At 68.6% G+C, this 22,093-nt stretch carries 24 protein-coding genes; 12 read left to right on the top strand and 12 right to left on the bottom strand.

Annotated features, from left to right (window positions below; genetic code table 11):
• Positions 1-44: 44 nt before the first annotated feature.
• Together rfbB and ABZU72_RS25140 are read left to right on the top strand one after the other, a co-directional pair.
• Complete coding sequence (rfbB, locus tag ABZU72_RS25145; RefSeq protein ID WP_355021517.1) at positions 45-1,058, top strand: dTDP-glucose 4,6-dehydratase; 1,014 nt, start codon at positions 45-47, stop codon at positions 1,056-1,058.
• 6 nt (positions 1,059-1,064) lie between these two features.
• Positions 1,065-2,447 (top strand): bifunctional dTDP-4-dehydrorhamnose 3,5-epimerase family protein/NAD(P)-dependent oxidoreductase, encoded by a 1,383-nt coding sequence (locus tag ABZU72_RS25140; RefSeq protein WP_355021516.1) that lies wholly within the window; start codon positions 1,065-1,067, stop codon positions 2,445-2,447.
• Between the two features lie 43 nt (positions 2,448-2,490).
• Here ABZU72_RS25140 and ABZU72_RS25135 read toward each other — a convergent pair whose 3' ends face one another.
• A complete protein-coding gene (locus ABZU72_RS25135; protein WP_355021515.1) occupies positions 2,491-3,426 on the bottom strand; it encodes a sulfite exporter TauE/SafE family protein in 936 nt (311 codons plus the stop codon).
• A 28-nt stretch (positions 3,427-3,454) separates the two neighbouring features.
• On the opposite strand from ABZU72_RS25135, the gene ABZU72_RS25130 reads away from it, so the two are divergent.
• The 3 genes from ABZU72_RS25130 (at position 3,455) to ABZU72_RS25120 (ending at position 5,519) form a co-directional block, all read left to right on the top strand.
• Positions 3,455-4,411, top strand: coding sequence for an asparaginase (locus ABZU72_RS25130; RefSeq protein WP_355021514.1), 957 nt, complete (start codon positions 3,455-3,457; stop codon positions 4,409-4,411).
• A 141-nt stretch (positions 4,412-4,552) separates the two neighbouring features.
• A complete protein-coding gene (locus ABZU72_RS25125; RefSeq protein WP_091045907.1) occupies positions 4,553-4,993 on the top strand; it encodes a helix-turn-helix transcriptional regulator in 441 nt (146 codons plus the stop codon).
• Positions 4,971-5,519: a hypothetical protein gene (locus ABZU72_RS25120; RefSeq protein ID WP_355021513.1), complete on the top strand. Its 549-nt coding sequence runs from the start codon at positions 4,971-4,973 to the stop codon at positions 5,517-5,519. Before ABZU72_RS25125 ends, ABZU72_RS25120 begins: the two co-directional genes overlap by 23 nt.
• A gap of 116 nt (positions 5,520-5,635) precedes the next feature.
• Here ABZU72_RS25120 and galE read toward each other — a convergent pair whose 3' ends face one another.
• On the bottom strand, positions 5,636-6,613 hold the full coding sequence (galE, locus tag ABZU72_RS25115) for a UDP-glucose 4-epimerase GalE (protein ID WP_355021512.1): 978 nt from the start codon (positions 6,611-6,613) through the stop codon (positions 5,636-5,638).
• Positions 6,614-6,656: 43 nt separating this feature from the next.
• On the opposite strand from galE, the gene ABZU72_RS25110 reads away from it, so the two are divergent.
• The 7 genes from ABZU72_RS25110 to ABZU72_RS25080 all read left to right on the top strand — a co-directional run bounded on the left by ABZU72_RS25110 (position 6,657) and on the right by ABZU72_RS25080 (position 12,674).
• The gene (locus ABZU72_RS25110; RefSeq protein ID WP_355021511.1) at positions 6,657-7,325 is read left to right on the top strand and encodes a dihydrofolate reductase family protein; all 669 of its coding nucleotides are present in this window, start codon (positions 6,657-6,659) and stop codon (positions 7,323-7,325) included.
• 133 nt (positions 7,326-7,458) lie between these two features.
• Positions 7,459-8,373: a sugar ABC transporter permease gene (locus ABZU72_RS25105; RefSeq protein WP_355021510.1), complete on the top strand. Its 915-nt coding sequence runs from the start codon at positions 7,459-7,461 to the stop codon at positions 8,371-8,373.
• Complete coding sequence (locus ABZU72_RS25100) at positions 8,370-9,254, top strand: carbohydrate ABC transporter permease (protein ID WP_355021509.1); 885 nt, start codon at positions 8,370-8,372, stop codon at positions 9,252-9,254. The genes ABZU72_RS25105 and ABZU72_RS25100 overlap by 4 nt, the downstream gene beginning before the upstream one ends.
• A gap of 42 nt (positions 9,255-9,296) precedes the next feature.
• Positions 9,297-10,673: an ABC transporter substrate-binding protein gene (locus ABZU72_RS25095; RefSeq protein WP_355021508.1), complete on the top strand. Its 1,377-nt coding sequence runs from the start codon at positions 9,297-9,299 to the stop codon at positions 10,671-10,673.
• A gap of 47 nt (positions 10,674-10,720) precedes the next feature.
• The gene (locus ABZU72_RS25090) at positions 10,721-11,479 is read left to right on the top strand and encodes an enoyl-CoA hydratase-related protein (protein ID WP_355021507.1); all 759 of its coding nucleotides are present in this window, start codon (positions 10,721-10,723) and stop codon (positions 11,477-11,479) included.
• 47 nt (positions 11,480-11,526) lie between these two features.
• Entirely contained in the window at positions 11,527-12,282 is a 756-nt protein-coding gene (locus tag ABZU72_RS25085) for a DinB family protein (protein ID WP_355021506.1), read from the top strand.
• A gap of 8 nt (positions 12,283-12,290) precedes the next feature.
• A complete protein-coding gene (locus ABZU72_RS25080) occupies positions 12,291-12,674 on the top strand; it encodes a YrdB family protein (RefSeq protein ID WP_355021505.1) in 384 nt (127 codons plus the stop codon).
• Here the strand turns inward: ABZU72_RS25080 and ABZU72_RS25075 are convergent.
• From ABZU72_RS25075 to ABZU72_RS25030, 10 genes are all read right to left on the bottom strand, one after another.
• Positions 12,622-13,374, bottom strand: a complete 753-nt coding sequence (locus ABZU72_RS25075; protein ID WP_355021504.1) for a helical backbone metal receptor — start codon at positions 13,372-13,374, stop codon at positions 12,622-12,624. The genes ABZU72_RS25080 and ABZU72_RS25075 overlap by 53 nt on opposite strands.
• A gap of 111 nt (positions 13,375-13,485) precedes the next feature.
• Positions 13,486-16,602 (bottom strand): fused isobutyryl-CoA mutase/GTPase IcmF, encoded by a 3,117-nt coding sequence (icmF, locus tag ABZU72_RS25070; protein WP_355021503.1) that lies wholly within the window; start codon positions 16,600-16,602, stop codon positions 13,486-13,488.
• Positions 16,603-16,691: 89 nt separating this feature from the next.
• Entirely contained in the window at positions 16,692-17,174 is a 483-nt protein-coding gene (locus tag ABZU72_RS25065; protein WP_355021502.1) for a MarR family transcriptional regulator, read from the bottom strand.
• A gap of 36 nt (positions 17,175-17,210) precedes the next feature.
• On the bottom strand, positions 17,211-17,762 hold the full coding sequence (locus ABZU72_RS25060; RefSeq protein WP_355021501.1) for a hypothetical protein: 552 nt from the start codon (positions 17,760-17,762) through the stop codon (positions 17,211-17,213).
• Between the two features lie 37 nt (positions 17,763-17,799).
• A complete protein-coding gene (locus tag ABZU72_RS25055) occupies positions 17,800-18,135 on the bottom strand; it encodes a DUF4333 domain-containing protein (RefSeq protein ID WP_355021500.1) in 336 nt (111 codons plus the stop codon).
• A 114-nt stretch (positions 18,136-18,249) separates the two neighbouring features.
• Positions 18,250-19,149: an ectoine hydroxylase gene (gene thpD, locus ABZU72_RS25050; protein WP_355021499.1), complete on the bottom strand. Its 900-nt coding sequence runs from the start codon at positions 19,147-19,149 to the stop codon at positions 18,250-18,252.
• Positions 19,146-19,556 (bottom strand): ectoine synthase, encoded by a 411-nt coding sequence (locus ABZU72_RS25045; RefSeq protein WP_355021498.1) that lies wholly within the window; start codon positions 19,554-19,556, stop codon positions 19,146-19,148. Before ABZU72_RS25045 ends, thpD begins: the two co-directional genes overlap by 4 nt.
• A gap of 26 nt (positions 19,557-19,582) precedes the next feature.
• Positions 19,583-20,866, bottom strand: coding sequence for a diaminobutyrate--2-oxoglutarate transaminase (gene ectB, locus ABZU72_RS25040; protein ID WP_355021497.1), 1,284 nt, complete (start codon positions 20,864-20,866; stop codon positions 19,583-19,585).
• 103 nt (positions 20,867-20,969) lie between these two features.
• Positions 20,970-21,470 carry a diaminobutyrate acetyltransferase gene (gene ectA / locus ABZU72_RS25035; protein WP_355021496.1) on the bottom strand — a complete coding sequence of 167 codons (501 nt, stop codon included), beginning with the start codon at positions 21,468-21,470 and terminating at the stop codon, positions 20,970-20,972.
• A 113-nt stretch (positions 21,471-21,583) separates the two neighbouring features.
• On the bottom strand, positions 21,584-22,093 hold a 510-nt coding region (locus ABZU72_RS25030; protein WP_355021495.1), incomplete at its 5' end, for a substrate-binding domain-containing protein.

Below are 22,093 nucleotides of genomic sequence, written 5' to 3'. Positions count from 1 at the left end.
GGCGAGGCGACCACCGGGTGGTTAATTCTGCCTACGATGAACCGGTGAGACGGATTCTTGTGACAGGTGGGGCCGGGTTCATCGGCTCCAACTTCGTGCACCACCTCGTGGCCAACACCGATGCGTACGTGACGGTGCTCGACAAGCTGACCTATGCCTCCTCGGAGGCATCGCTGGCGGGGCTCCCGGAGGATCGGGTGAAGCTCGTGGTCGGCGACATCGCGGACGCCGCGGTCGTCGAGCCACTGGTGGCGGAGTCGGATGCGGTCGTGCACTACGCGGCGGAGTCGCACAACGACAACTCCCTCTCGGACCCGGCTCCGTTCGTCCAGACCAACATCGTCGGCACCTTCGTGCTCCTCGAGGCGGTCCGTCGCCACGACGTACGTTTCCACCACGTCTCCACCGACGAGGTCTACGGCGACCTCCCTCTGCTCGATGAGGTGGGCGCTGACCCGAAGCGGTTCACCGAGGACACCCCCTACCAGCCGTCTTCGCCCTACTCGGCCACCAAGGCCGGCTCCGACCACCTCGTCCGCGCCTGGGTGCGCTCCTTCGGCGTACGCGCGACGATCTCCAACTGCTCCAACAACTACGGCCCCTGGCAGCACGTCGAGAAGTTCATCCCGCGTCAGATCACCGAGGTGATCGAGGGGCGCCGGCCGCGCGTCTACGGCGACGGCCTCAACGTGCGCGACTGGATTCACACCGACGACCACTCCTCGGCGGTCTGGACGATCCTGGAGAAGGGCCGGATCGGGGAGACGTACCTGATCGGTGCCGACGGCGAGAAGTCCAACGTCGACGTCGTCCGCGCGATCCTGCGTCATTTCGGGCGTCCCGATGACGACATCGAGTGGGTCACCGACCGGGCCGGCCACGACCGTCGCTACGCCATCGAGTCCGGCAAGCTGCGCAGCGAGCTCGGCTGGGAGCCGAAGTACCAGGACTTCGACAAGGGCCTGGCCGCGACGATCGCCTGGTACCAGGAGAACGAGGCCTGGTGGTCGCCGCTGAAGCACGAGACCGAAGCCAAGTACGCCGCGAAGGGGCAGTGATTCTCGGTGGCTGAGCTTCGCGTCGACGAGACGCCCATTCCGGGTCTGCTGGTCGTCCACCTGCCCCTGCACGGCGATGCCCGCGGCTGGTTCAAGGAGAACTGGCAGCGCGAGAAGATGGTGGAGCTGGGGCTCCCCGACTTCGGGCCGGTGCAGAACAACATGTCCTTCAACGCCTCCCGTGGCGCGACCCGAGGCATCCACACCGAGCCGTGGGACAAGTTCGTCTCCGTCGCGTGCGGGCGGGTGTTCGCGGCGTGGGTCGACATGCGTGAGGAGTCGTCCTTCGGGACGACCTTCTCGATCGAGGTCGGCCCGGAGACCGCGGTCTTCGTGCCGCGCGGGGTCGGCAACTCCTACCAGGCGCTGGAGGACCGCACCGTCTACTCCTACCTGGTCAACGACCACTGGCGTCCCGGGTTCGCCTACCCGGCGCTCAACCTCGCCGACGAGACCGCCGCGATCGCCTGGCCGATCCCGCTGGACTCCGCCGAGATCTCCGAGAAGGACAGGGCCAACCCACGCCTGGCCGAGATCACCCCGATGAAGCCGAAGAAGACGCTGATCATCGGCGCCAACGGCCAGCTCGGCCGGGCCCTCGTGTCGGTCTTCCCGGACGCGGACGCGGTCGACCTCGACGAGCTCGACATCTCCGACGAGAAGGCGGTCGCGGCCTGGCCGTGGCCCGACTATCAGCTCATCCTCAACGCGGCCGCCTACACCGCCGTCGATGTCGCCGAGACCGCCGACGGCCGGCGCACCGCCTGGGCCGCCAACGCGACCGCCCCGGCGTTGCTCGCCCGGGTCGCGACCGAGCACCGGCTGACCGTGGTGCACTACTCCACCGAGTACGTCTTCGACGGCACCGCCACCGAGCACACCGAGGACGAGCCGGTCTCGCCCCTCGGCGTCTACGCCCAGTCCAAGGCCGCCGGCGACATCGCGGTCGCGGGCACCTCACGTCACTACATCCTGCGCACCTCCTGGGTCGTCGGCGATGGCAAGAACTTCGTACGCACCATGGCGGCTCTCGCCGAGAAGGGCGTCTCGCCCACCGTGGTCGACGACCAGATCGGCCGGCTCACCTTCACCGACACCCTTGCCGCGGCCACCGCTCACCTGCTGCGGTCCGGGGCCGCGTACGGGGTCTACAACTGCACCAACGCCGGTGATCCGTGCTCGTGGCGCGACGTCGCCGCCGAGGTGTTCTCGCTGTCGGGGCGTGACCGGGCCGATGTGGGCGCCACCTCGACCGAGGCCTACTTCGCGGGCAAGGAGGGCGTCGCGCCGCGACCGCTGAACTCGGTGATGTCCCTCGACAAGCTCACCGCCACCGGCTTCGAGCCCGAGGACCACCTCGACGCGCTACGCCGCTACCTGAAGGCCTGATCGCCGAGTCGGCTCGTCATGACGAGCCGACTCGGCGTTGAGGCTATTTGTCCGAACGCTCCGGCAGTCGCCAGGCGGCGGCGTTGTTGTCGAAGGCCTCCAGGCCGCGCGACTGGCGGATGAAGCCCCACAGGAGTGGGCCGAGGAGCAGCATCGCGCCGCCGAGGAGCAGCAGGAAGGTGGCGTCGGCGCCGAGCATCTTGGCGCCCGAGAGCGTCAGCATGATGACGATGCCGCGCCGGATGACCGACTGCGAGACCCAGCGCGCCATCCGCGAGCCGAGGAACGTGCCGGGGGTGCCGCCGAGGATGAGTGGGATCAGCACCGCCCAGTCGACGCCGTGGTTGAGCACCTGGCCGATCGCGGCGGCCAGGACGAGCGGCACCGCCTGGAGCAGGTCGGTGCCGACCAGCTTCACCGCGGAGAGGGTCGGGTAGACCAGCAGCAGCGCGATCATGATGACCGAGCCGGAGCCGACCGAGGTGATGCCGACCAGGAGACCGCCGAGGGCGCCGATGACGATGGTGAGCAGCGGCTTCAGGCGGGGATCTTCCTCGGGAGCCTCGTTGCCGCCGGTGACCAGGCGCAGCTGCAGGTACATCCGGAACATGTAGGACGCCGCCGCGAACAGCAAGGCCCCACCGAGGACGAGCTTGAGGAAGTGGTCGGTGTCGCCCGGCGCCAGCTTGTGGACGAAGGTGCCCAGGAACGCGCACGGCACCGAGCCGATGATCAGGTACGTCGCCAGCTTGATGTTGGGCGAGCCGTGGCGCCAGTGCACCGCGGCGCCGACCGACTTGTTGACCGAGGCGGCGACGAGGTCGTTGGCGACCGCGGTCGTCGGGGGCACGCCGAGGAAGATCAGCGCCGGCGTCATCAGGGCGCCACCGCCCATGCCGGTCAGCCCGACGACGATGCCGATGCCGAAGCTGACCACGAGCACGCTGAGCGCTTCTTGGGTGAGGAGGTCGGCGAACACGGGGCAACTCTCACATAGTCTCGCCCCCATGCCAGCACCTGTGCCGTTCGCCGAGATCATCCGCTCCGACTTCGTCGAGGGACACCACTACGGATCCGCCGTCTCCCTGGCGCCCGACGGCACCGTGAGCTGGTCGCTCGGGGACGTCGACTCGCCGATCCTGCCGCGCTCCTCGAACAAGCCGGTCCAGGCCCTCGCGATGGTGATCCTCGGCCTCGACCTGCCGCCCGACCTGCTCGCCCTCGCCTGCGCCTCCCACTCGGGCGAGGCGTTCCACCAGGAAGGCGTACGCCGCATCCTCGCCACCGTGGGCCTGGACGAGTCCGCGCTCGGCAACATCGAGGACTACCCGTTCGGCGTCGAGGCGCGGGAGGAGGCGCTCCGTCGCGGCGAGCCGAAGACCCGACTGGCGATGAACTGCTCCGGCAAGCACGCCGCGATGCTCGCCACCTGCGTCGCGGCCGGCTGGTCGCTGGAGGGCTATCTGGACCCGAAGCACCCGCTCCAGGTGGGGATCCAGGAGGTGCTCGAGGCGTGCACCGGCGAGGCGGCGTACGCCACTGTCGACGGCTGCGGGGCACCGGCCCTGTCCACCTCGCTGACCGGGCTGGCGCGAGCGTTCTCGACGATCGGCTCGGCGGTCGACGGTCCGGGCGCGCGGGTCGCCGAGGCGATCCGGTCCCACCCCGAGTACGTCTCGGGCACGACGCGCGACGAGGTCGCGCTGCACCGGGCCGTACCCGGGCTGATCGGCAAGCTGGGTGCCGAGGCCGTCTATGCCGTCGCGCTTCCCGACGGCCGCGCGTGGGCGCTGAAGGCCGACGACGGCGGTGACCGGGCGCGGGCGGCGGTGATGGCCGCCGCCTTGCTGCGGGACGGGGTCGGGGACCTGGACGGGGTCGACGCCGACGCGTTGCGGGCGACCGGGGACGCGCCGATCCTCGGCGGTGGGCGCCGGGTGGGGGAGATCCGCGCGCTTCTGTGAGTTGCTAGCGGCACGCTAGCGAGGCGCGAGTGCCGTGGCTCCGGGTGTTTTCGCCGGTTGATGAGGCAATTAGTGGGTGATGTGTGTCACTTCGGTTGCCCAGGGCTTGTGTTTGCTAGCAATTGTTAGCACACTGGAGTCATGGTCAAGAGCAAGGTCACGAGTGCGGTCGGCACGCTCGGCGAGTATCTGAAGGAACAGAGGATCTCGGCTGAGATGTCTCTGCGTCAGCTCGCCGACCAAGCAGGTGTGTCCAACCCCTACCTCAGCCAGATCGAGCGCGGTCTGCGCAAGCCATCGGCTGAGGTCCTCCAGCAGATCGCCAAGGCGCTGCGGATCTCGGCGGAGCAGGTCTATGTCCGTGCCGGGATCCTCAGCCCCGACTCCAACGTCGGCGGGTCCGTGGAGCTCGCGGTGCTCGCCGACCCGAACCTGACCGAGCGGCAGAAGCACTCGCTGCTCGACGTCTACCACTCGTTCCTTGCTCTCAACAGTCGTGTCACCGACGATGCGCCGGCCGCCGATGAAACCGCTGAACCCCATCACGAGGAGAACCCAGATGCCCACGCTGCCCAAGATTGAGACCACCAAGCCCCTCAACGCCGTCGCCGGCGTTGCCGACCTCGCCTACGAGACCGTCAAGAGCTACGCCACCGACCTGCAGAAGAAGGTCGACGACTACCGCTCCGAGGCGACCACCAAGCTGACCGACGCCCGCTCCAAGGCGACCGAGAAGGCCACCACCTACCGCACCCAGGCGACCGAGAAGGCGACCGCTGCCAAGTCCACCGTGACCGGCTTCGACCCGAAGTCGCTCCCGGCCCTGGCCAAGGAGCAGTACACCGTTCTCCCCGAGAAGCTGAAGACCACCGTCAAGGCCAAGCTCGACGAGACCACCGACTCCGCCACCGGCACCTACGACAAGCTCGCCACCCGCGGTGAGACCTTCGTCGCGAAGTTCAAGAAGGCCGAGACCGAGGCCCCTGCTGAGGCTCCCAAGGCTGAGGCTCCCAAGGCTGACGCTCCGAAGGCTGAGGCCGCTCCGGCCGAGAAGCCGGCCCCCGCCAAGAAGGCCCCGGCCAAGAAGACCGCTGCCAAGAAGGCCTGATCTTCGTCAAGGTATGCCGACGAAGTAACACATCCCTCGCGGAGTTCCGCGAGGGATGTGTTCGTTTTGCTGCATACCTTGACCAAGGAACAGCCCGCGGCGCGTAGCTGTAAGGGTCAGCTGGGGTAGTCGGCGCCAGCGGCCTGGCGGGCTTCCCAGGCGGTGGCGACCATGGAGCGCAGGTCGTGGCGCATCTCCCAGTCGAGGTCGCGCCGGGCGAGCTCGCCGGTGGCGACGATGCGGGCGGGGTCGCCGGGGCGACGCGGCTTGATGATCGGCTCGAAGTCGATGCCGGTGACCTCGCGGATGGCGTCCATGATCTGGCGTACGGAGGAGCCGTCGCCCGAGCCGAGGTTGTAGACCGGCTCGAGGTCCTTGCCCTCGGCGAGCCGCTTGGCGGCGACCACGTGGGAGTGGGCGAGGTCGGCGACGTGCACGTAGTCGCGTACGCAGGTGCCGTCGGGGGTCGGGTAGTCGTCGCCGTTGATCTGCGGCGTCTTGCCCTTGGCCAGCGCGTCGAAGACGAGCGGGAAGAGGTTGTGGGGGCTGGTGTCGTAGAGGTCCTTGCTGCCGGACCCGACGACGTTGAAGTAGCGCAGGCTGGTGTGGGAGAGCCCCTCGGAGCGCGCCACGTCGGCGATCAGCCACTCGCCGATCAGCTTCGACTCGCCGTAGGGGCTCTCCGGGTTGGTCGGCGTGGTCTCGGTGACCAGGTCGACGTCGGGGGTGCCGAAGGTCGCCGCGGAGGAGGAGAAGACCAGCGCGTCGACACCGGTGGCCGTCATCGCCTCGAGGAGGTTGGCGGTGCCGGTCACGTTCTGTGCGTACGTGTGCAGCGGCCGCTGCACCGACACGCCTGCGTACTTGAAACCGGCGAGGTGGATGACTCCCTCGACGCCGTGGTTGGAGATCGCCTGCTCGATCGCGGACTTGTCCAGCAGCGTCGCCTCGACGAACGTGACGTTGTCGGGCACGAACTTCGCGAACCCCGAGGACAGGTCGTCGATGACGACCGGCTCCATGCCCGCGTCGAGCAGTGCCTGCACGACGTGCGATCCGATGTAACCCGCGCCTCCGGTAACCAACCAACTCATGCGATGAAGATAGCGGGGTGTCCTGAGCGGTTAGGTTTGCGGGGTGAGGCTCCTGCACGGTGACGGCGACCCGACGACCCCCGAAGGCCTGCGCGCCATCTACGCGCCGCCCCGCCTGCCGTGGTTGCGGGCCAACATGGTCAGCTCGCTGGACGGTGCGGCGACCGGCTCCGACGGCCGCTCCGGCACGGTCAACAACGCCGTCGACGTCGACGTCTTCCACGTCCTGCGCGACCTCGCCGACGCCGTTCTGGTCGGCGCCGGGACCGCCATCGCCGAGACGTACAAAGCCAAGGGCGCGCCGATCGTCGTCGTCTCCCGCCGCGGGCGGATCCCCGACGATCTCCGTGGCTGCGAGCCCGGCGCGGTCCGGCTCGCCACGGTGGCCGTCGCGCCCGGCCTGGACGCCGCGCGCGACGAGATCGGCGAGGAGAACGTCTACGTCGCCGGCACCTCCGAGGTCGACCTTTCGGCGCTCGTCGACCGGCTGCACGAGGAGGGCCTGCGGCACGTGCTGTGCGAGGGCGGGCCAACCCTTCTCGGCTCGCTGCTCGAGGCCGGCTTGGTCGACGAGCTCTGCCACACGATCACGCCCAAGCTCCTCGCGGGCGACGGCCGCCGGATCGTCACCGGGCCGCCCGCCGACGTACCGGTGTCGTTGGGCTCCCTCATCGAGCACGACGGCACGTTGCTCGGACGTTGGCTCCTTTGATCGCTTCGGGCTCCGCTTCAGCTGGTAACCAGATGACGTTCACGGTCAGTTTCCGGTAACGAAATCTTGAGACCGAGAGTTTTACTCTTGACGGGGTCCGACCCAACCGCTTGACTCACCGATCGTGCCAGGTATGACGGCCGTCACGACCAAGCGACCACGTCAGGCACTCTCGGGAAGACGCTTACGGGAGTGGCTGATCTTTGTCGCGTTCGTTGCGCCCAACGTCGCTCTGATCGCGGTCTTCACCTACCGACCGCTCTTCCAGAACATCTACTACTCCACGCTCAACTGGACGCTGGGCTCGAAGTTCGCGACCCCGGTCGGGCTGGGCAACTACCGCGACTTCTTCACCTCCGGCGAGGCGAGCAAGGTGCTCACCACGACGGCGATCTTCACCGTCGCGACCGTCGGTCTCACCCTCGCCCTGGGCCTGGGTGTCGCGCTGGCGCTCAACCGCAAGCTGCCGGGGGCAGGCTTCGCGCAGGCGACGGTCTTCGCGCCCTACATCCTGTCCGGCTATGGCGTCGGGCTCGCCTGGCTCTACATCTTCGACCCCAACATCGGCGCGCTCTCGGCGGTCCTGCGCGACGTCGGCCTGAACAGCCCGGAGTGGATCAACTCGCCTCCCTGGACGCTGACGATGGTGATCATCGTCTACGTCTGGAAGAACCTCGGCTACGCCGCGGTCATCTACCTCGCCGGTCTGCAGGCGGTGCCGGGCGACGTGCTGGAGGCGGCCGATCTCGACGGCGCCGGCCCGGTGAGGCGGTTCTTCACGGTGACCCTCCCGCTGCTCTCGCCGACCACGTTCTTCCTGATGGTCACCACGATCCTCAACAGCCTGCAGGCGTTCGACCTGCTGATCGCGATGGACAAGCTCGGCCGCGGCGCCCGCACCCTGATCTTCGACGCCTACCTGACCGGCTTCAAGGAGCAGAGCCAGGCGGGCTACTCCGCGATGCTGTCCACGGTGCTCTTCGCGATCCTCGTGGTGATCACGCTCGTCCAGCTGATCGTCGTGGAGAGGCGGGTCCACTACCGATGAGCACGACTGCTCCCTCACGCCGGATGCGGCTGAAGCGAAGCCCGAAGCAATTCAGATCGCTGACGCCGCTGACCGTACGCGACTACCTGGTGCTCCTGCTCGCGGTGCTCGTCGTCGTGCTGCCGCTCGGCTACATGCTCCTGGCCTCCTTCAAGGGCCCCGGCGACCTGGCGACCACCGACCTGGTCGTCTTCCCCGAAGTCTGGCAGCCGGAGAACTACGCCGAGGCCGCGCAGAAGGTCCCCTTCGGACGCCTCTTCCTCAACTCCACCATCGTCACGGTCGTCGGTGCCGGGCTGAAGGTGCTGCTGGCGATCCTGACGGCGTACGGCCTGGTCTTCTGCGAGTTCCCCGGCAGGAAGTACATCTTCTGGGGTGTGCTCGCCACGATGATGGTGCCGCCGCAGGTCACCGCGCTGCCCAACTACGTCTTCATCAGCAGCCTCGGCGGCGAGAACACCTACTGGGGCCTCATCCTGCCGGGCCTCGGCACCGGCTTCGGTACGTTCCTGCTGCGCCAGGCCTTCATGCAGCTGCCCTACGAGGTGATCGAGGCGGCTCACCTCGACGGCGCCGGCCACTGGCGGAGGTTGTGGCACTGCGTGGTGCCGATGTCGCTGCCGTCGATCGCGACCGTGGCCCTGGTCAACGTGGTCTACGAGTGGAACGACTACCTGTGGCCGCTGATCATCATCACCGATCCCGAGATGATGACGCTGCCGCGCGGTCTGACGCTGCTGCAGAACAGCGAGTCCGCGGCCAGCTCGTTCGGCGTCCTGATGGCCGGCACCGTGATGGTGCTGCTGCCGATCCTCGTCCTCTTCGCGTTCCTGCAGCGTCACATCGTCAACGGCTTCACCCAGGGCGGCGTCAAAGGCTGACGTTCTGAGCCCACAGTTGGCACAACAGGGAAAGGATGCTTCATGAACACCTCGTCCAACCTGCATCGCTCGGGTCTGATCCTGGACCGACGACGTTTCCTCGGCCTCAGCGCCCTGGGCATCTCCGCGGCGGCGCTGTCCGCCTGTGGCGGCGGCCCGTCGACCAGCGGTGGTGGCGGCGGCGCCAGCGCCGTCGAGCAGATCGACTTCAGCGGAGTGAAGCCGGCCAAGGAGATCACCTTCTGGACCTCCAACCCGGGTGACTCGATCAAGGTCAGCACCGAGATCGTCAACGCCTTCAACGCCTCCCAGTCCGACATCACCGTCAAGCTCGTAACGGCCGGGGCCGACTACGAGGAGATCGCGCAGAAGTTCCAGACCGCGCAGACCGGCGGCGACCTGCCCGACATCATCAACCTGTCGGACGTGTGGTGGTTCCGCTACAAGATGAACGACCAGATCATCCCGCTCGACTCCCTCTTCGAGGCGCTCGAGTTCGACACCGACGACTACGTCGACTCGCTGCTGGGCGACTACCTCTACGACGACGCCCACTGGGCGGTCCCGTGGGCCCGCTCGACGCCGCTCTTCTACTACAACAAGGACCACTGGAAGAAGGCCGGCCTCTCCGACCAGGGCCCGCAGACCTGGGAGGAGTTCGGCGAGTGGAAGACCGAGCTCGCCGCGACCAGCGGCGCGAAGTTCGCCTTCCAGTTCCCAGCCCTGGCGGGCTACGCCGGCTGGACCCTGCAGAACAACCTCTGGGGCTGGGGCGGCGGGTGGTCGAAGGAGGAGTCCTTCGACATCACCTGCAACTCCGCCACGTCGGTCGAGGCGCTCTCCTTCCTCAAGGACTGGGTCTACAAGGACAAGGTCGCCGGGGTCGCCGGCGTCGACCAGATCCAGGACTTCGCCGCGGGCGTGGCCAGTGCGACCGTGGGCTCGACCGGTGACCTGATCAACGCGATCACCTCGGCGAAGTTCGACGTCGGTGTCGCGCCGCTGCCGGCCGGGCCGGCGGAGGCCGAGCGGATCTGCCCGACCGGCGGCTCCGGCGTCGGCATCCCGAAGGACATCAGCCCCGAGCGGCAGCTCGCGGCCGGCACCTTCATCAAGTTCCTCACCGAGCCAGAGCAGGCGATCAAGTTCTCGGAGGCGACCGGCTACGTGCCGATCCGCAAGTCCGCCGACCCCGCCGCGATCCTGAAGAAGACCCCGCAGGCCCAGGTCGCGATCGACCAGCTCGCCAACACCCGCTCGCAGGACTACGCCCGGGTCTTCCTGCCCGGTGGCGACCTGGAGATGGCCAACCACATGGCCTCGATCCTCACCGAGAACAAGGACGTCCAGACCGAGATGGACAGCCTGAAGACGGCGCTGGAGAAGATCTACACCGACCAGGTGAAGCCGCACATCTGATGAGCACCGCGTAGGGCACCCCGCGGGGTGCCCTACGCTCGGTTCTCGTGAGCGAGGACTTGGTAGTGGAGCGGCGTCCGGGCGTCGTACAGGTGACCTTCAACCGGCCGCAGAAGCACAACGCCTTCACGCACGCGATGTACGGCGCGCTGCACGATCTGTGCGACGAGCTGGCCACCGATGAGTCGGTGAAGGTGCTGGTGCTGACCGGCACCGGCGGCCGGGCGTTCGCCGCCGGCAACGAGATCTCCGACTTCCTCTCCCGCGACGCGGTGGACTACGAGGACTGGATCCGCGCGCTGCTCGAGAAGCTGTTCGCGCTCCCGCAGGTCACCATCGCGGCGGTCGACGGCGTCTGTGTCGGTGGCGGGCTCGCCGTCGCGACCCACTGCGACCTGCGGGTCGCGACGCCGCACTCGCGTTTCGGTTACCCGATCGCGAAGACGCTCGGCAACGCGCTCGCGGCCTCCATCGTCTACCGCGCGGCCGCGGTCTTCGGCGAGCCGGTCGTGCGCGAGATGCTGCTCGCGGCGCGGCTGGTCGGCGCCGACCGGGCCTATGCCACCGGCGCGCTGACCGCCGTCACCGACTCGCTGGCCGACGAGGTCGACGCGCTGGTCGAGGGCATCCTGCCGCTCTCCGGCGTCACGGTCCGGGCCACCAAGAGCCAGCTCGCCGCGTACGCCGCCCGGGCGGAGGCCTCGCCGGAGGGCGATGAGGAGCTGCTGCGCGAGGTCTACACGGGCGCCGACTTCAAGGAGGGCGTACGCGCGTTCCTGGCCAAGGAGAAGCCCGCCTTCCGCTAGACCCGTAAGTCCGTTGACGGGTGCGCCGGTCGGGCCGACCATGTCGTATGCCCACCGAGCAGAAGACGTACGTCAACAGCGACCTGTTCCGGGGCGCGCTGATCCGGCAGAGCGATGTCAGCGACCTCGAGATTCGGGACTGCTGGTTCGAGGAGCGGCTGAAGATCGTCGACTGCTACGGCCGTGACGTCTATCTGGCCGGGGCCTTCGGGCGGATCGTGGTCAACGACGTCGACGTGACGGCGTACGTCGAGGCCGAGCTCGACCGGACCGAGCCCAACCGGGTGCTGGCCCGTGAGGCGAAGACCGCCGACGAGATCCGTGCGGCCTGGGCGGCGATCGAGGAGACCTGGGCGGCCACGTTCGAGCGCGTCCGGGCGCTACCGGAGGAGCTGCTCCATCAGCGGGTCGACGACGAGTGGTCGTTCGTCGAGACCCAGCGCCATCTGCTCTATGCCAGCGACAAGTGGCTCGGCAACCCGGTCCTCGAGGAGGACGAGCCCTACCACCCGCTCGGCTATGGGCCCGCGGGGGCGGACGAGACCGGCACCGGACTCACCGTCGACGCCGACCCGTCGCTGGAGCAGATCCTGGAGCCCCGCCTCGCCCGGATGGGCACGATGCGCGCGTTCGTCTCCGGGGTCACTGACGCAGAGCTCGACCGGCTCTGCACCCGCAAGCCGATCGGCAACGACCCCGACGCCGACTACGGCGTACGCCGATGTCTCAAGGTCGTGCTCGCCGAAGAGGCCGAACACCACCGCTATGCCGTACGTGACCTGGCCGTTCTCGCGGCCGGATGAGGAGCAGCATGCGATCGATCGTGCCCGCCTTCGGCTGGTTCGTGCTGGCTCTGGTGTTCGTCGACGAGCTGTTGGCGATGGCGGCCTTCGGGGTCTGGGGCTGGCAGCACGAACCGCGGTGGCTGCTGGTCTGGCTGCTGCCGGCGGCGGCCATGTTCGTCTGGTGGCTGTTCGCCTCGCCCAAGGCGGCTCGTGGCGGGCCCGTGATCCGGCCGGTCATGAAGGTGATCGTCTTCGGGCTCGCCTCACTAGCGCTCCTGGACGCCGGTCAGCCGGGATGGGCGCTCGCCCTGCTGATCTTCTCGGTCGTCGTCAACGGCTTGGCTCAGGTGCCGGCGATCAGCCGGCTGCCCAACGATGTGCCTCGACCAGACTCGGCCCGTACCAGGTGATCAGCCGGCCGCTGACCAGCTCGGTCGGCGTCCGCGCGAAGGCCTCGGGGCCGTCCTCGGCGGTGAAGACGTACGGCTCGTCGGGCAGCAGCACGACGTCGGCCCCGGCTCCGTCGATCTCGGCCAGGTCGAGGTGCGGATAGCGATCCGCGTGCTGGCCGAAGACGTTCTCCCAGCCCAGCCGCCGCAGCAGGTCCCCGGTGAACGTCCGTGAGCCGACCACCATCCAGGGGTCGCGCCAGATCGGCACCACGACCCGGCGAGTGACCCGGGGGAGCGGCCCGCACCAGAGCCCGCGGGCCTCCACCAGCCAGTCCGGGCGGTCCCAACCGATGCCGTCGAGAAGACTCTCCATGGACGCGATCGCCTGGGGGACCGTCTCGATGTCCGTGACCCAGACCCGGATGCCCCGCTCCCGAAGCCGGCGTACGTCCAGCTCCCGGTTCTCCTCCTTGTTGGCCACCACGAGGTCCGGCGCCAGTGCCGCGATCGCGGCCAGATCGGGGTTCTTGGTGCCGCGCACGCGCGGCACGTCCAGGTCCGCCGGATGCGTACACCAGTCCGTCGCCCCGACGACCCGGTCCGCCGCGACCGAGACGAGCGCCTCGGTCAGCGACGGGACCAGCGAGACCACCCGCGTCGCCGGCTGCGGCCCGCCGTATGGGGCTCCCAGGTCGTCGACCACTGTCGTTGCTGTCACACTTGCTCCGATCTCGACACGGCGGTCACGTCCGGTCGCAAGCTCCCGGACGTGCGCCTGCTCGATCTCTTCGCCGACGCGACTGCCCTCCTTCGTCGGGCAGTCGCTGGCTCAGACGTTGCGCCGGTACTGGCCCCCGACCTCGAAGAACGCCTCGGTGACCTGGCCGAGCGAGCAGACGCGAGCGGCGTCCATGAGCGCGGCGAAGACGTTCTCGTCGGAGATGGCGGCCTGCTTGAGGCGTACGATCGCGGCTTCCGCCTCGGCCGAGTGGGAGGCCTGGAAGGCGTGGACGCGATCGAGCTGGGACTTCTTCTCGGTCTCGGTCGCACGGGCGAGCTCAACGGGGCCGGCGGGGGCGCCGTTGGTGTCGCGTACGAACGTGTTGACGCCGACGATCGGCAGCGTGCCGTCGTGCTTACGGTGCTCGTAGAGCATCGACTCGTCCTGGATCTTGCCGCGCTGGTAGCCGGTCTCCATCGCGCCGAGCACGCCGCCGCGCTCGGAGATCCGGTCGAACTCCTTCAGTACGGCCTCCTCGACGAGGTCGGTGAGCTCGTCGATGATGAAGGAGCCCTGGAGTGGGTTCTCGTTGAACGCCAGGCCCCACTCGCGGTTGATGATCAGCTGGATCGCCAGCGCGCGCCGCACCGACTCCTCGGACGGGGTCGTCACGGCCTCGTCGAAGGCGTTGGTGTGCAGCGACTGGGCGTTGTCGTAGATCGCGATGAGCGCCTGCAGCGTGGTGCGGATGTCGTTGAAGTCCATCTCCTGCGCGTGCAGGGACCGGCCCGAGGTCTGGATGTGGTACTTCAGCTTCTGCGAGCGCTCCGAGGCGCCGTAACGCTCCCGCATCGCGATCGCCCAGATCCGGCGGGCGACACGGCCGATGACGGAGTACTCCGGGTCCATCCCGTTGGAGAAGAAGAAGGACAGGTTGGGCGCGAAGTCGTCGATGTCCATGCCGCGGGCCAGGTAGGACTCCACGTAGGTGAAGCCGTTGGCGAGCGTGAAGGCGAGCTGGGAGATGGGGTTCGCCCCGGCCTCGGCGATGTGATAGCCGGAGATGCTCACCGAGTAGAAGTTGCGCACCCCGTTCTCGATGAACCACTCCTGGATGTCGGCCATGCAGCGCAGCGAGAACTCCGTGGAGAACAGGCAGGTGTTCTGGCCCTGGTCCTCCTTGAGGATGTCGGCCTGCACCGTGCCGCGGACCGTCTGCAGCGCCTTCGCCGGGTCGATCCCGCGCTCGCGCGCCTGGTCGATCACGGTGTTGAGGAAGAAGGCCAGGATCGTCGGCGCCGGCCCGTTGATCGTCATCGACACCGAGGTGGTCGGGGCCAGCAGGTCGAAGCCGTCGTAAAGCGCCTTCATGTCGTCCAGCGTCGCCACCGAGACGCCGGAGGTGCCGACCTTGCCGTAGATGTCCGGGCGTACGTCGGGGTCACGGCCGTAGAGCGTCACCGAGTCGAACGCGGTCGAGAGCCGGGTTGCGGGCTGGCCCTCGGAGAGCAGCTTGAAGCGGCGGTTGGTGCGGAACGGGTCGCCCTCGCCGGCGAACATGCGCGCCGGGTCCTCGTTGGCCCGCTTGTACGGGAAGACGCCCGCGGTGTACGGGAAGAACCCGGGCAGGTTCTCGTTGCGCAGGAACCGGGTCAGCTCGCCGCGGTCGGTGTAGCGAGGGGTCGCTACTCGCGGGATGTAGTTGCCGGCCAGCGACGTGCGGCCGCTCTCGTCGGCGGCGTAGGTCTCCTTGGTCTCCTCCCACGAGGAGAGCTGCTTGCGCAGGTCGTCCGGGATCTCGCCGGCGGGGGCCTCGAGCTCGGGGTGGTCCGCGGCAACGATCTCGTACGCCTGCTCCTTCCGCGCCGCGGCGACGAGCTCCACGGTGCGGGCGTGGTAGTCGCGTACGTCGCCCGCGATGTCGGCCAGGTAGCGGACCCGCCTCTCGGGGATGATCGGGTGGATGCCCGTCGAGTGGCGGGTCGAGACGCGGGGAAGGACGCCCTCGCCGACCGCGAGGCCCGCCTCGGCGAGGAGGCCGCGCAGGTGCTGGTAGAGCGCGGTGACGCCGTCGTCGTCGAAGGCGGCGGCCGAGGTGCCGAAGACCGGCATGTCGTCGGGGGAGGACGTGAACGCCTCCCGGTTGCGGACGAGCTGGCGGGACACGTCGCGCAGTGCGTCCTCGGCCCCGCGCCGCTCGAACTTGTTGATCGCCACGACGTCGGCGAAGTCGAGCATGTCGATCTTCTCCAGCTGTGACGCGGCACCGAACTCGGGCGTCATCACGTAGAGCGACACGTCGACGAAGTCGCTGATCCCGGTGTCGCCCTGGCCGATGCCGGGGGTCTCGACGATGACCAGGTCGACGGCGGACTTCATCACCGCCAGTACGTCGGCGAAGTGCTCGGGCACCTCGTGACCGCCGCGGGTGGCCAGGGAGCGGTAGTAGGTCGTCGAGCCGCCGTCGGTGATGGCGGCGAGGGAGTTCATCCGGATCCGGTCGCCCAGCAGCGCGCCGCCACCACGCCGTCGGCTCGGGTCGATGGCGAGCACGCCGATGCGGATCTTGTCCTCCTGGTCGACCCGCAGCCGCCGGACCAGCTCGTCGGTGAGCGAGGACTTTCCGGAGCCGCCGGTGCCGGTGATGCCCAGGACGACCGCCCGGCCGGCCTCACGCAGCGGGTCCGCGATCGCTGCAGGCAGCCGGCCCTGCTCGGCTGCGGTGATGGATCGCGAGAGGGAGAGGGGGCAGCCGGCGAGCACGTCCTCGGCCGCGAACTCGAAGGTGGGCCACAGGTCGCGGTCGATGTCGCGCACGACCGAGTTGATCATCCCCGGGAGCCCGAGCCGCTGGCCGTCCTCGGGGGAGAAGATCTTGACACCGGAGTTGGCCAGTCGCTCGATCTCGTAGGGAACGATCACGCCGCCGCCCCCGCCCACGACCTTGATGTGGCCGGCGCCGCGCTCCTTGAGCGCGGTGACCAGATACTCGAAGAACTCGACGTGGCCGCCCTGGTAGGAGGAGACCGCCACACAGTGGGCGTCCTCCTGGACGGCGGCGTCGGCGATCTCGGTCACCGAGCGGTTGTGGCCGAGGTGGATCACCTCGCATCCCTGGGCCTGGAAGATCCGGCGCATGATGTTGATCGCCGCGTCATGACCGTCGAACAGGCTGCTCGCGGTCACGATCCGTACGTGGTTCTGAGGGATGTGGAGGTCGGACATGGGCGGTACTCCCAGGGAATAGTTGGACGTCCAAGTAATTCCAGCATAGGTCGTCCCTCGCGTACTTGCCAGTACGCGACGTCGGCATCTCAGCCGACGGCGTCCCCCGAGGCCGCGCGGAGCTGGGTGAGCAGCGCGGTCAGACCGGGTACGTCCTCGATGTCAGGCTTCTCGAAGACCTCGCTGTTGAGCGAGATGGTGGCCGCCTCGACCGCCTCGCGGCCCGCGTCGGAGATGGCGGCGAGGACCACGCGCCCGTCGTCGGCGGAGCGGCCGCGGCGTACGAAGCCCTGCTTCTCCAGGCGAGCGACGGCGCTGGTCACCGAGGCGGGGTGGACCTGGAGGCGGGAGCCGAGCTTGGCCATCGGGAGCTGGCCGTCCTGGGTGAAGGAGAGAAGGCGGAGCACCTCGTAGCGGGCGAAGGAGAGGTCGTGGGGGCGCAGCGCGGCGTCGACGCGCTCCATCACGAGCTGGTGCACGCGCACGAGCGAGGTCACCAGCGCCATCCCGTCGGCGGCATCGGCCCAGCCGTGCGCGATCCACTGCCGTTTCGCCTCGCCGATCGGATCCATGCGGGCCAGCATCACACAGATGGCTTTACGAACTGATTACGACGGCGCGCCGAACGTCCCGAGCAGGTTGAGAATCACCGCGACGCCGATGACGGTCGCGATCACCGAGAGCGTCACGACCAGGCCGACGGCGACGGAGAAGCCCGCCCCTTCGTGCCGCGCGCCGCGCTGCTGCAGCGCGTAGAGCCGGGCGACGCTGGTGATCAGCGTGCGCCCCTCCTCGGCGTCGAAACGGTACTGGTCCGTGTCGGGGACGGCCTCGGGGTCGTGCACGGTCCACACGCCCTGGTCGGTCTGCTCGTCATCGGCCTCGATGCGGCGTACGCCGGTCCTCTGCGTGTGGGGCACGTCGCCGAACCAGACGAGGCTGCGGGTGTCCTCGATGATCGCGTACGAGCTCCGGGTCGGCATCGAGACGTGGTAGGTGAAGACCCAGTGCAGCTTGGCGGCCAGCAGCGTGGAGTGCCAGCGTTCGTCGGCCAGGTCGAGCTCCACGTCGAAACCGCGCGACGTCTCGGTCGCCTTGTAGGGAGTTCCGTCGCACACGCGCGCGACATGTTCGAAGAAGGGCCTCGCATGAGGGGACACGATTCAACAGGCTATCTGCTCAGAGGACTCTGTGGGCTCACTCCGTGGCGTTGGGCGGCACGTCGATCTGGAAGTGGACCCGGCCGCCGTCGACGTCGTCGACGGTGATGATCGCGTCGTACTTCTCGCCCTCGGAGGTGAGGACGCAGGTCATCTCCGTGCCGACCTTGCCCTCGAGATCGCCGGGGCAGTCGAGGCCCTCGGGGGTGACGCCGATGGCGTTGGTGAGCTGCTCGGTCGCGATCCGCTCGACCGTCTTCTCCTGCACGTAGTCCTTGCTCGAGCCGCCGCAGGCCGTCAGAAGAAGACTGAGCGGCAGCACGAGCAGTGCCGCGCCGGTCGTGGCGCCCGAGAAGGCGCGGATGCGTGTCATGCGCTCAGCCTAGGGGTAGGCAAAGACCAGGCAGACGTACGCCGCACCAGCACGCGCCCAACGACGCCACAGGCCGCCGACCCCGAAGGGGCCGGCGGCTGGGCGGCGAAGCCGTCAGCCCACCGGGGTGAAGTCGCGCGCCCCGATGAACGCGGGCCGTGGCTTCGGGGCCGAGAACGGCTCGACCGCAGTGTTCTCCACGCTGTTGAACACCAGGAAGACGTTCGAGCGCGGGTACGGCGTGATGTTCCCGTTGGAGCCGTGCATGCAGTTGCAGTCGAACATGACCGCGCTGCCGGCGGCGCCGGCGAGTACGTCGATCCCGTAGGCGTCGGCCATCTTCGCGATGGTCTCCTGGTCCGGGGTTCCGGCGCCCTGCATCACCAGCGAGGACTTGTAGTTGTCCTCAGGGGTGGCGCCACCACACGAGACGTACGTCCTGTGCGTGCCGGGCATGATCATCAGCGGCCCGTTGAAGGAGTGGTTGTCGGTCAGCGAGATGGAGATGCTGGCGGTCCGCATCCGGGGCAGGCCGTCCTCGGCGTGCCAGGTCTCGAAGTCGGAGTGCCAGTAGAAGTCACCGCCCCCGAAGCCGGGTTTGAAGTTGATCCGGCTCTGGTGGATGTAGACGTCCGAGCCCAGGACCTGCCGGGCCCGGCCGACCACGCGCGGGTCGGCCGCCAGCCGGGCGATGAGGTCGCTGCTCTGGTGCACCTCGAAGATCGAGCGCACCTCCTGCGAGGCGGGTTCGATGATGGTGCGCTCGTCGGCCCGGGTCTCGGGGTCGTTGCTGAGGCGGTGCAGCTCGGCGCGCAGCTCCGCGACCTCCTCGGGCGTGATGAGGTCGGGGACGGTCAGGTAGCCGCGCTCGTCGTAGGAGTCGAGCGTCTGCTGGTCCATCGGCCCGTCGGCCGCGGTGCCCCAGACGACCTTGTCCTGGCGGGGGAGCGTGCTGAAGCACTCCTCGAGACGGGTGGGGTACACGTCGTCGACGTGTTCGATTGCAGCGGTCATGCAGTTACCTCCTCGGTCAGGAGCGGGTAGACGCCGTTCTCGTCGTGCACCTCCCGGCCGGTGACCGGCGGGTTGAAGGTGCAGATCAGACGCAGGTCGGTCTTGGCGGTGACGGTGTGCCTGTCGTTCTTGTCGAGCAGGTAGCACATCCCGTCGCGGATCTCGTACGTCTCTCCGGTCTCCCGGTCGAGGAGCTCGCCCTCACCGCCGACGCAGTAGACGCACTCGATGTGGTTGGCGTACCAGAACTCGTTCGTCGTTCCGGCGGGGATGTTGGTCTCGTGGAAGGAGAAGCCGACGCCCTCGCGGGCCAGCACGATCCGGCGGCTGCGCCAGGTGCCGTGCTCGGACTCGACTCGTACGTCTCGGTCGGTCTCGGTGAGGTCTTCCAGATAGGTGACGCGCATGTTCTCTCGTTTCGGGTCGGGGGAGGTCAGGCGGGGACACCGTCACCGAGGACGGACGCGGTGGCCTCCTCGAGGACGGCGAGACCGCGGGCGAGCTCCGCAGGGGTGATGGTCAGCGGGGGCATCGTCTTGAGCACCTCGTCCTCGGGCCCGGAGGTCTCGACCAGCAGGCCCCGCTCGTACGCCGCCGCCGCGATCTTCCCGGCCGCGCTGGCATCCGGGAAGGCGATGCCGGTCAGGAGGCCGCGACCGCGGACGGCCGCACCCTCGTACCGCTCGGCGATCTTCGTCAGCCCCGCGTGCAGGTCCGTGGCCCTTGCCTGGACCTCCCTCTGGAAGGAGTCATCTGCCCAGTACCGCTCCAGCGCCGCCCGGCCGGTGACGAAGGCGAGGTTGTGACCGCGGAAGGTGCCGTTGTGCTCACCGGGCTCGAACTGGTCCAGCTCGGGCCGGATCAGGGTCAGCGCCATCGGTAGGCCGAAGCCGGAGATCGACTTCGACAGGCAGACGATGTCGGGGGAGAACCCGGCCTCCTCGAAGCTGAAGAAGTTGCCGGTACGCCCGCAGCCGGCCTGCACGTCGTCGACGATCAGGATGATGTCGTACTCGCGGCACAGGTCCGAGAGCGCCTTGAGCCACTCCAGGCGGGCGGCGTTGAGGCCGCCCTCGCCCTGGACGGACTCCACGATGATCGCGGCCGGCTTGTCGACGCCGGAGCCGCTGTCCTGGAGCACCCGCTCCAGCCACATGAAGTCGTCGACGGCACCGTTGAAGTAGTCGTCGTACGGGATCTTCGAGCTGTTGGTCAGCGGGATGCCGGCGCCCTTGCGCTTCATCGAGTTGCCGGTCACGGCCAGCGAGCCGAGCGTCATCCCGTGGAACGCGTTGGTGAACGAGAGCACGTGCTGGCGTCCGGTGACCTTGCGGGCCAGCTTGAGCGCGGCCTCGACGGAGTTGGTCCCGGTCGGACCGGGGAACATCACCTTGTAGTCGAGGTTGCGCGGTTCGAGGATCAGGTCCGAGAAGGCCTGCAGGAAGTCCCGCTTCGCGCTGGTGTGCATGTCCAGCGAGTGCAGGATGCGGCCCTCGCGCAGGTAGTCGAGCAGCGGGTCCAGCAGCGCGGGGTTGTTGTGCCCGTAGTTGAGCGCGCCGGCGCCGGCGAAGAAGTCCAGGAACTCACGCCCGTCCTCGCTGGTGACGGTGGAGCCCTGGGAGTGGGTCATCACGGCGGGCCAGCTGCGGCAGTAGCTGCGGACCTGCGACTCCAGGGAGTCGAAGATCGCGGTGGTGGGTTCGGTGGTCGTCGTCATGGACATGAAACCTCCGTGTGTCGTCGATCCCGGTACGCGGGCGCGCACAACGCCCGGCGGACCGGGGTGCGGTTCGGTCGGATCGTGCGGACAGATCGTGCGGTCAGAACGGGCCGATGCGGAACAGCAGCTCCGCGTCGTGCCCGTCGGGGAACATCGCGGCCTCGAAGAGCGGCGTGCGCTCGATCGGGGCGTTGCGTGCGTTCGCGAACGAGGTGAACAGCGCGATCGAGGCGCTGTTGTCCGCCGTGATGGTCGTCTCCAGGTGGCGTACGCCCTGGTCGACGGCCAGGCGGTCGACGAGCTCGTCGAGCATGCGGCGGGCCAGACCCTGGCCGCGGTGCCGTTCGTCGACGGCGACCTGCCAGATCATCAGGGTCTCCGGCTCGTCCGGACGCCGGTAGCCGGTGACGAATCCTCCTGGATCGTCATCGACGGTCGCGATGACCGAGGTCGTCGCGAAGTCGCGCGCCCACAGCAGGTAGGCGTACGAGGTGTTGACATCGAGTACCCGAGAATCCCGTGCCATCCGCCACAGATGCTGACCGTCCTCGAGGTCCGGTGAGCGGAAGTCGACTCGGGTAGCCGACTCCGGGCGGGGCACGCTGCCAGTCGAATTGCGATGTGGCATCGCGTCAGGACGCTAACAGCCTTGCGGCAGGCATGCCCGGATCGCGTCCGCACTCCGATATGCGGGCGGACGGGTGGCGCGTCAGGTCAGGCAGACGTACGCCGCACCAGCTCGGGCGCGAAGACGACGCGCCGCGGGATGGTGGTGGTGCCGTCGAGCTGGGCGAGGAGGAGCCGGGCGGCCTCCTCGGCCATGTCGCCTATCGGGTTCTTGACCGTGGTGAGCGGGGGAGTGGTGCGCTCGGCGATGCCGAGATCGTCGTAGCCGACGACCGCGATGTCGTCGGGGACGCGACGGCCGGCTCGGCCGAGGGTGCGGAGCGCACCCGCGGCCATCAGGTCGGAGGCGACCATGAGGCCGTCGATGTCCGGATGGCTGCCCAGCAGTATCTCGCAGGCGGCCTCGCCGCCGTCCTCGGTGAAGTCGCCCTCGACGACCGCGTCGGCGGCGAGCCCGGCAGCGTCCAGGGCGGCCCGCCAGCCCGCGACCCGGTCGGCGCCCGCGCTCATGTCGGCCGCGGCACTGGCAAAGTACGGCCACCTGCTCAGCGGGCCCTTGGCGTGGCTGGCTACGTTTGCTGGTGGCCTTGCCGTTGG

Source organism: Nocardioides sp. NPDC004968 (assembly GCF_040608935.1).
Lineage (GTDB): Bacteria > Actinomycetota > Actinomycetes > Propionibacteriales > Nocardioidaceae > Nocardioides.
Note: the sequence above shows the minus strand (reverse complement) of the source record. Positions and strands in the feature narration are given on the sequence as shown.

Excerpts from the sequence above, each read along its gene's own strand:
- ABZU72_RS25130 (WP_355021514.1), top strand. The coding sequence starts at position 3,455 with ATGCCAGCACCTGTGCCGTTCGCCGAGATCATCCGCTCCGACTTCGTC.
- ABZU72_RS25125 (WP_091045907.1), top strand. The coding sequence starts at position 4,553 with ATGGTCAAGAGCAAGGTCACGAGTGCGGTCGGCACGCTCGGCGAGTAT.
- ABZU72_RS25120 (WP_355021513.1), top strand. The coding sequence starts at position 4,971 with ATGCCCACGCTGCCCAAGATTGAGACCACCAAGCCCCTCAACGCCGTC.
- galE (WP_355021512.1), bottom strand. The coding sequence starts at position 6,613 with ATGAGTTGGTTGGTTACCGGAGGCGCGGGTTACATCGGATCGCACGTC.
- ABZU72_RS25105 (WP_355021510.1), top strand. The coding sequence starts at position 7,459 with ATGACGGCCGTCACGACCAAGCGACCACGTCAGGCACTCTCGGGAAGA.
- ABZU72_RS25100 (WP_355021509.1), top strand. The coding sequence starts at position 8,370 with ATGAGCACGACTGCTCCCTCACGCCGGATGCGGCTGAAGCGAAGCCCG.
- ABZU72_RS25095 (WP_355021508.1), top strand. The coding sequence starts at position 9,297 with ATGAACACCTCGTCCAACCTGCATCGCTCGGGTCTGATCCTGGACCGA.
- ABZU72_RS25085 (WP_355021506.1), top strand. The coding sequence starts at position 11,527 with ATGCCCACCGAGCAGAAGACGTACGTCAACAGCGACCTGTTCCGGGGC.
- ABZU72_RS25080 (WP_355021505.1), top strand. The coding sequence starts at position 12,291 with ATGCGATCGATCGTGCCCGCCTTCGGCTGGTTCGTGCTGGCTCTGGTG.
- icmF (WP_355021503.1), bottom strand. The coding sequence starts at position 16,602 with ATGTCCGACCTCCACATCCCTCAGAACCACGTACGGATCGTGACCGCG.
- ABZU72_RS25065 (WP_355021502.1), bottom strand. The coding sequence starts at position 17,174 with ATGGATCCGATCGGCGAGGCGAAACGGCAGTGGATCGCGCACGGCTGG.
- ABZU72_RS25055 (WP_355021500.1), bottom strand. The coding sequence starts at position 18,135 with ATGACACGCATCCGCGCCTTCTCGGGCGCCACGACCGGCGCGGCACTG.
- thpD (WP_355021499.1), bottom strand. The coding sequence starts at position 19,149 with ATGACCGCTGCAATCGAACACGTCGACGACGTGTACCCCACCCGTCTC.
- ABZU72_RS25045 (WP_355021498.1), bottom strand. The coding sequence starts at position 19,556 with ATGCGCGTCACCTATCTGGAAGACCTCACCGAGACCGACCGAGACGTA.
- ectB (WP_355021497.1), bottom strand. The coding sequence starts at position 20,866 with ATGACGACGACCACCGAACCCACCACCGCGATCTTCGACTCCCTGGAG.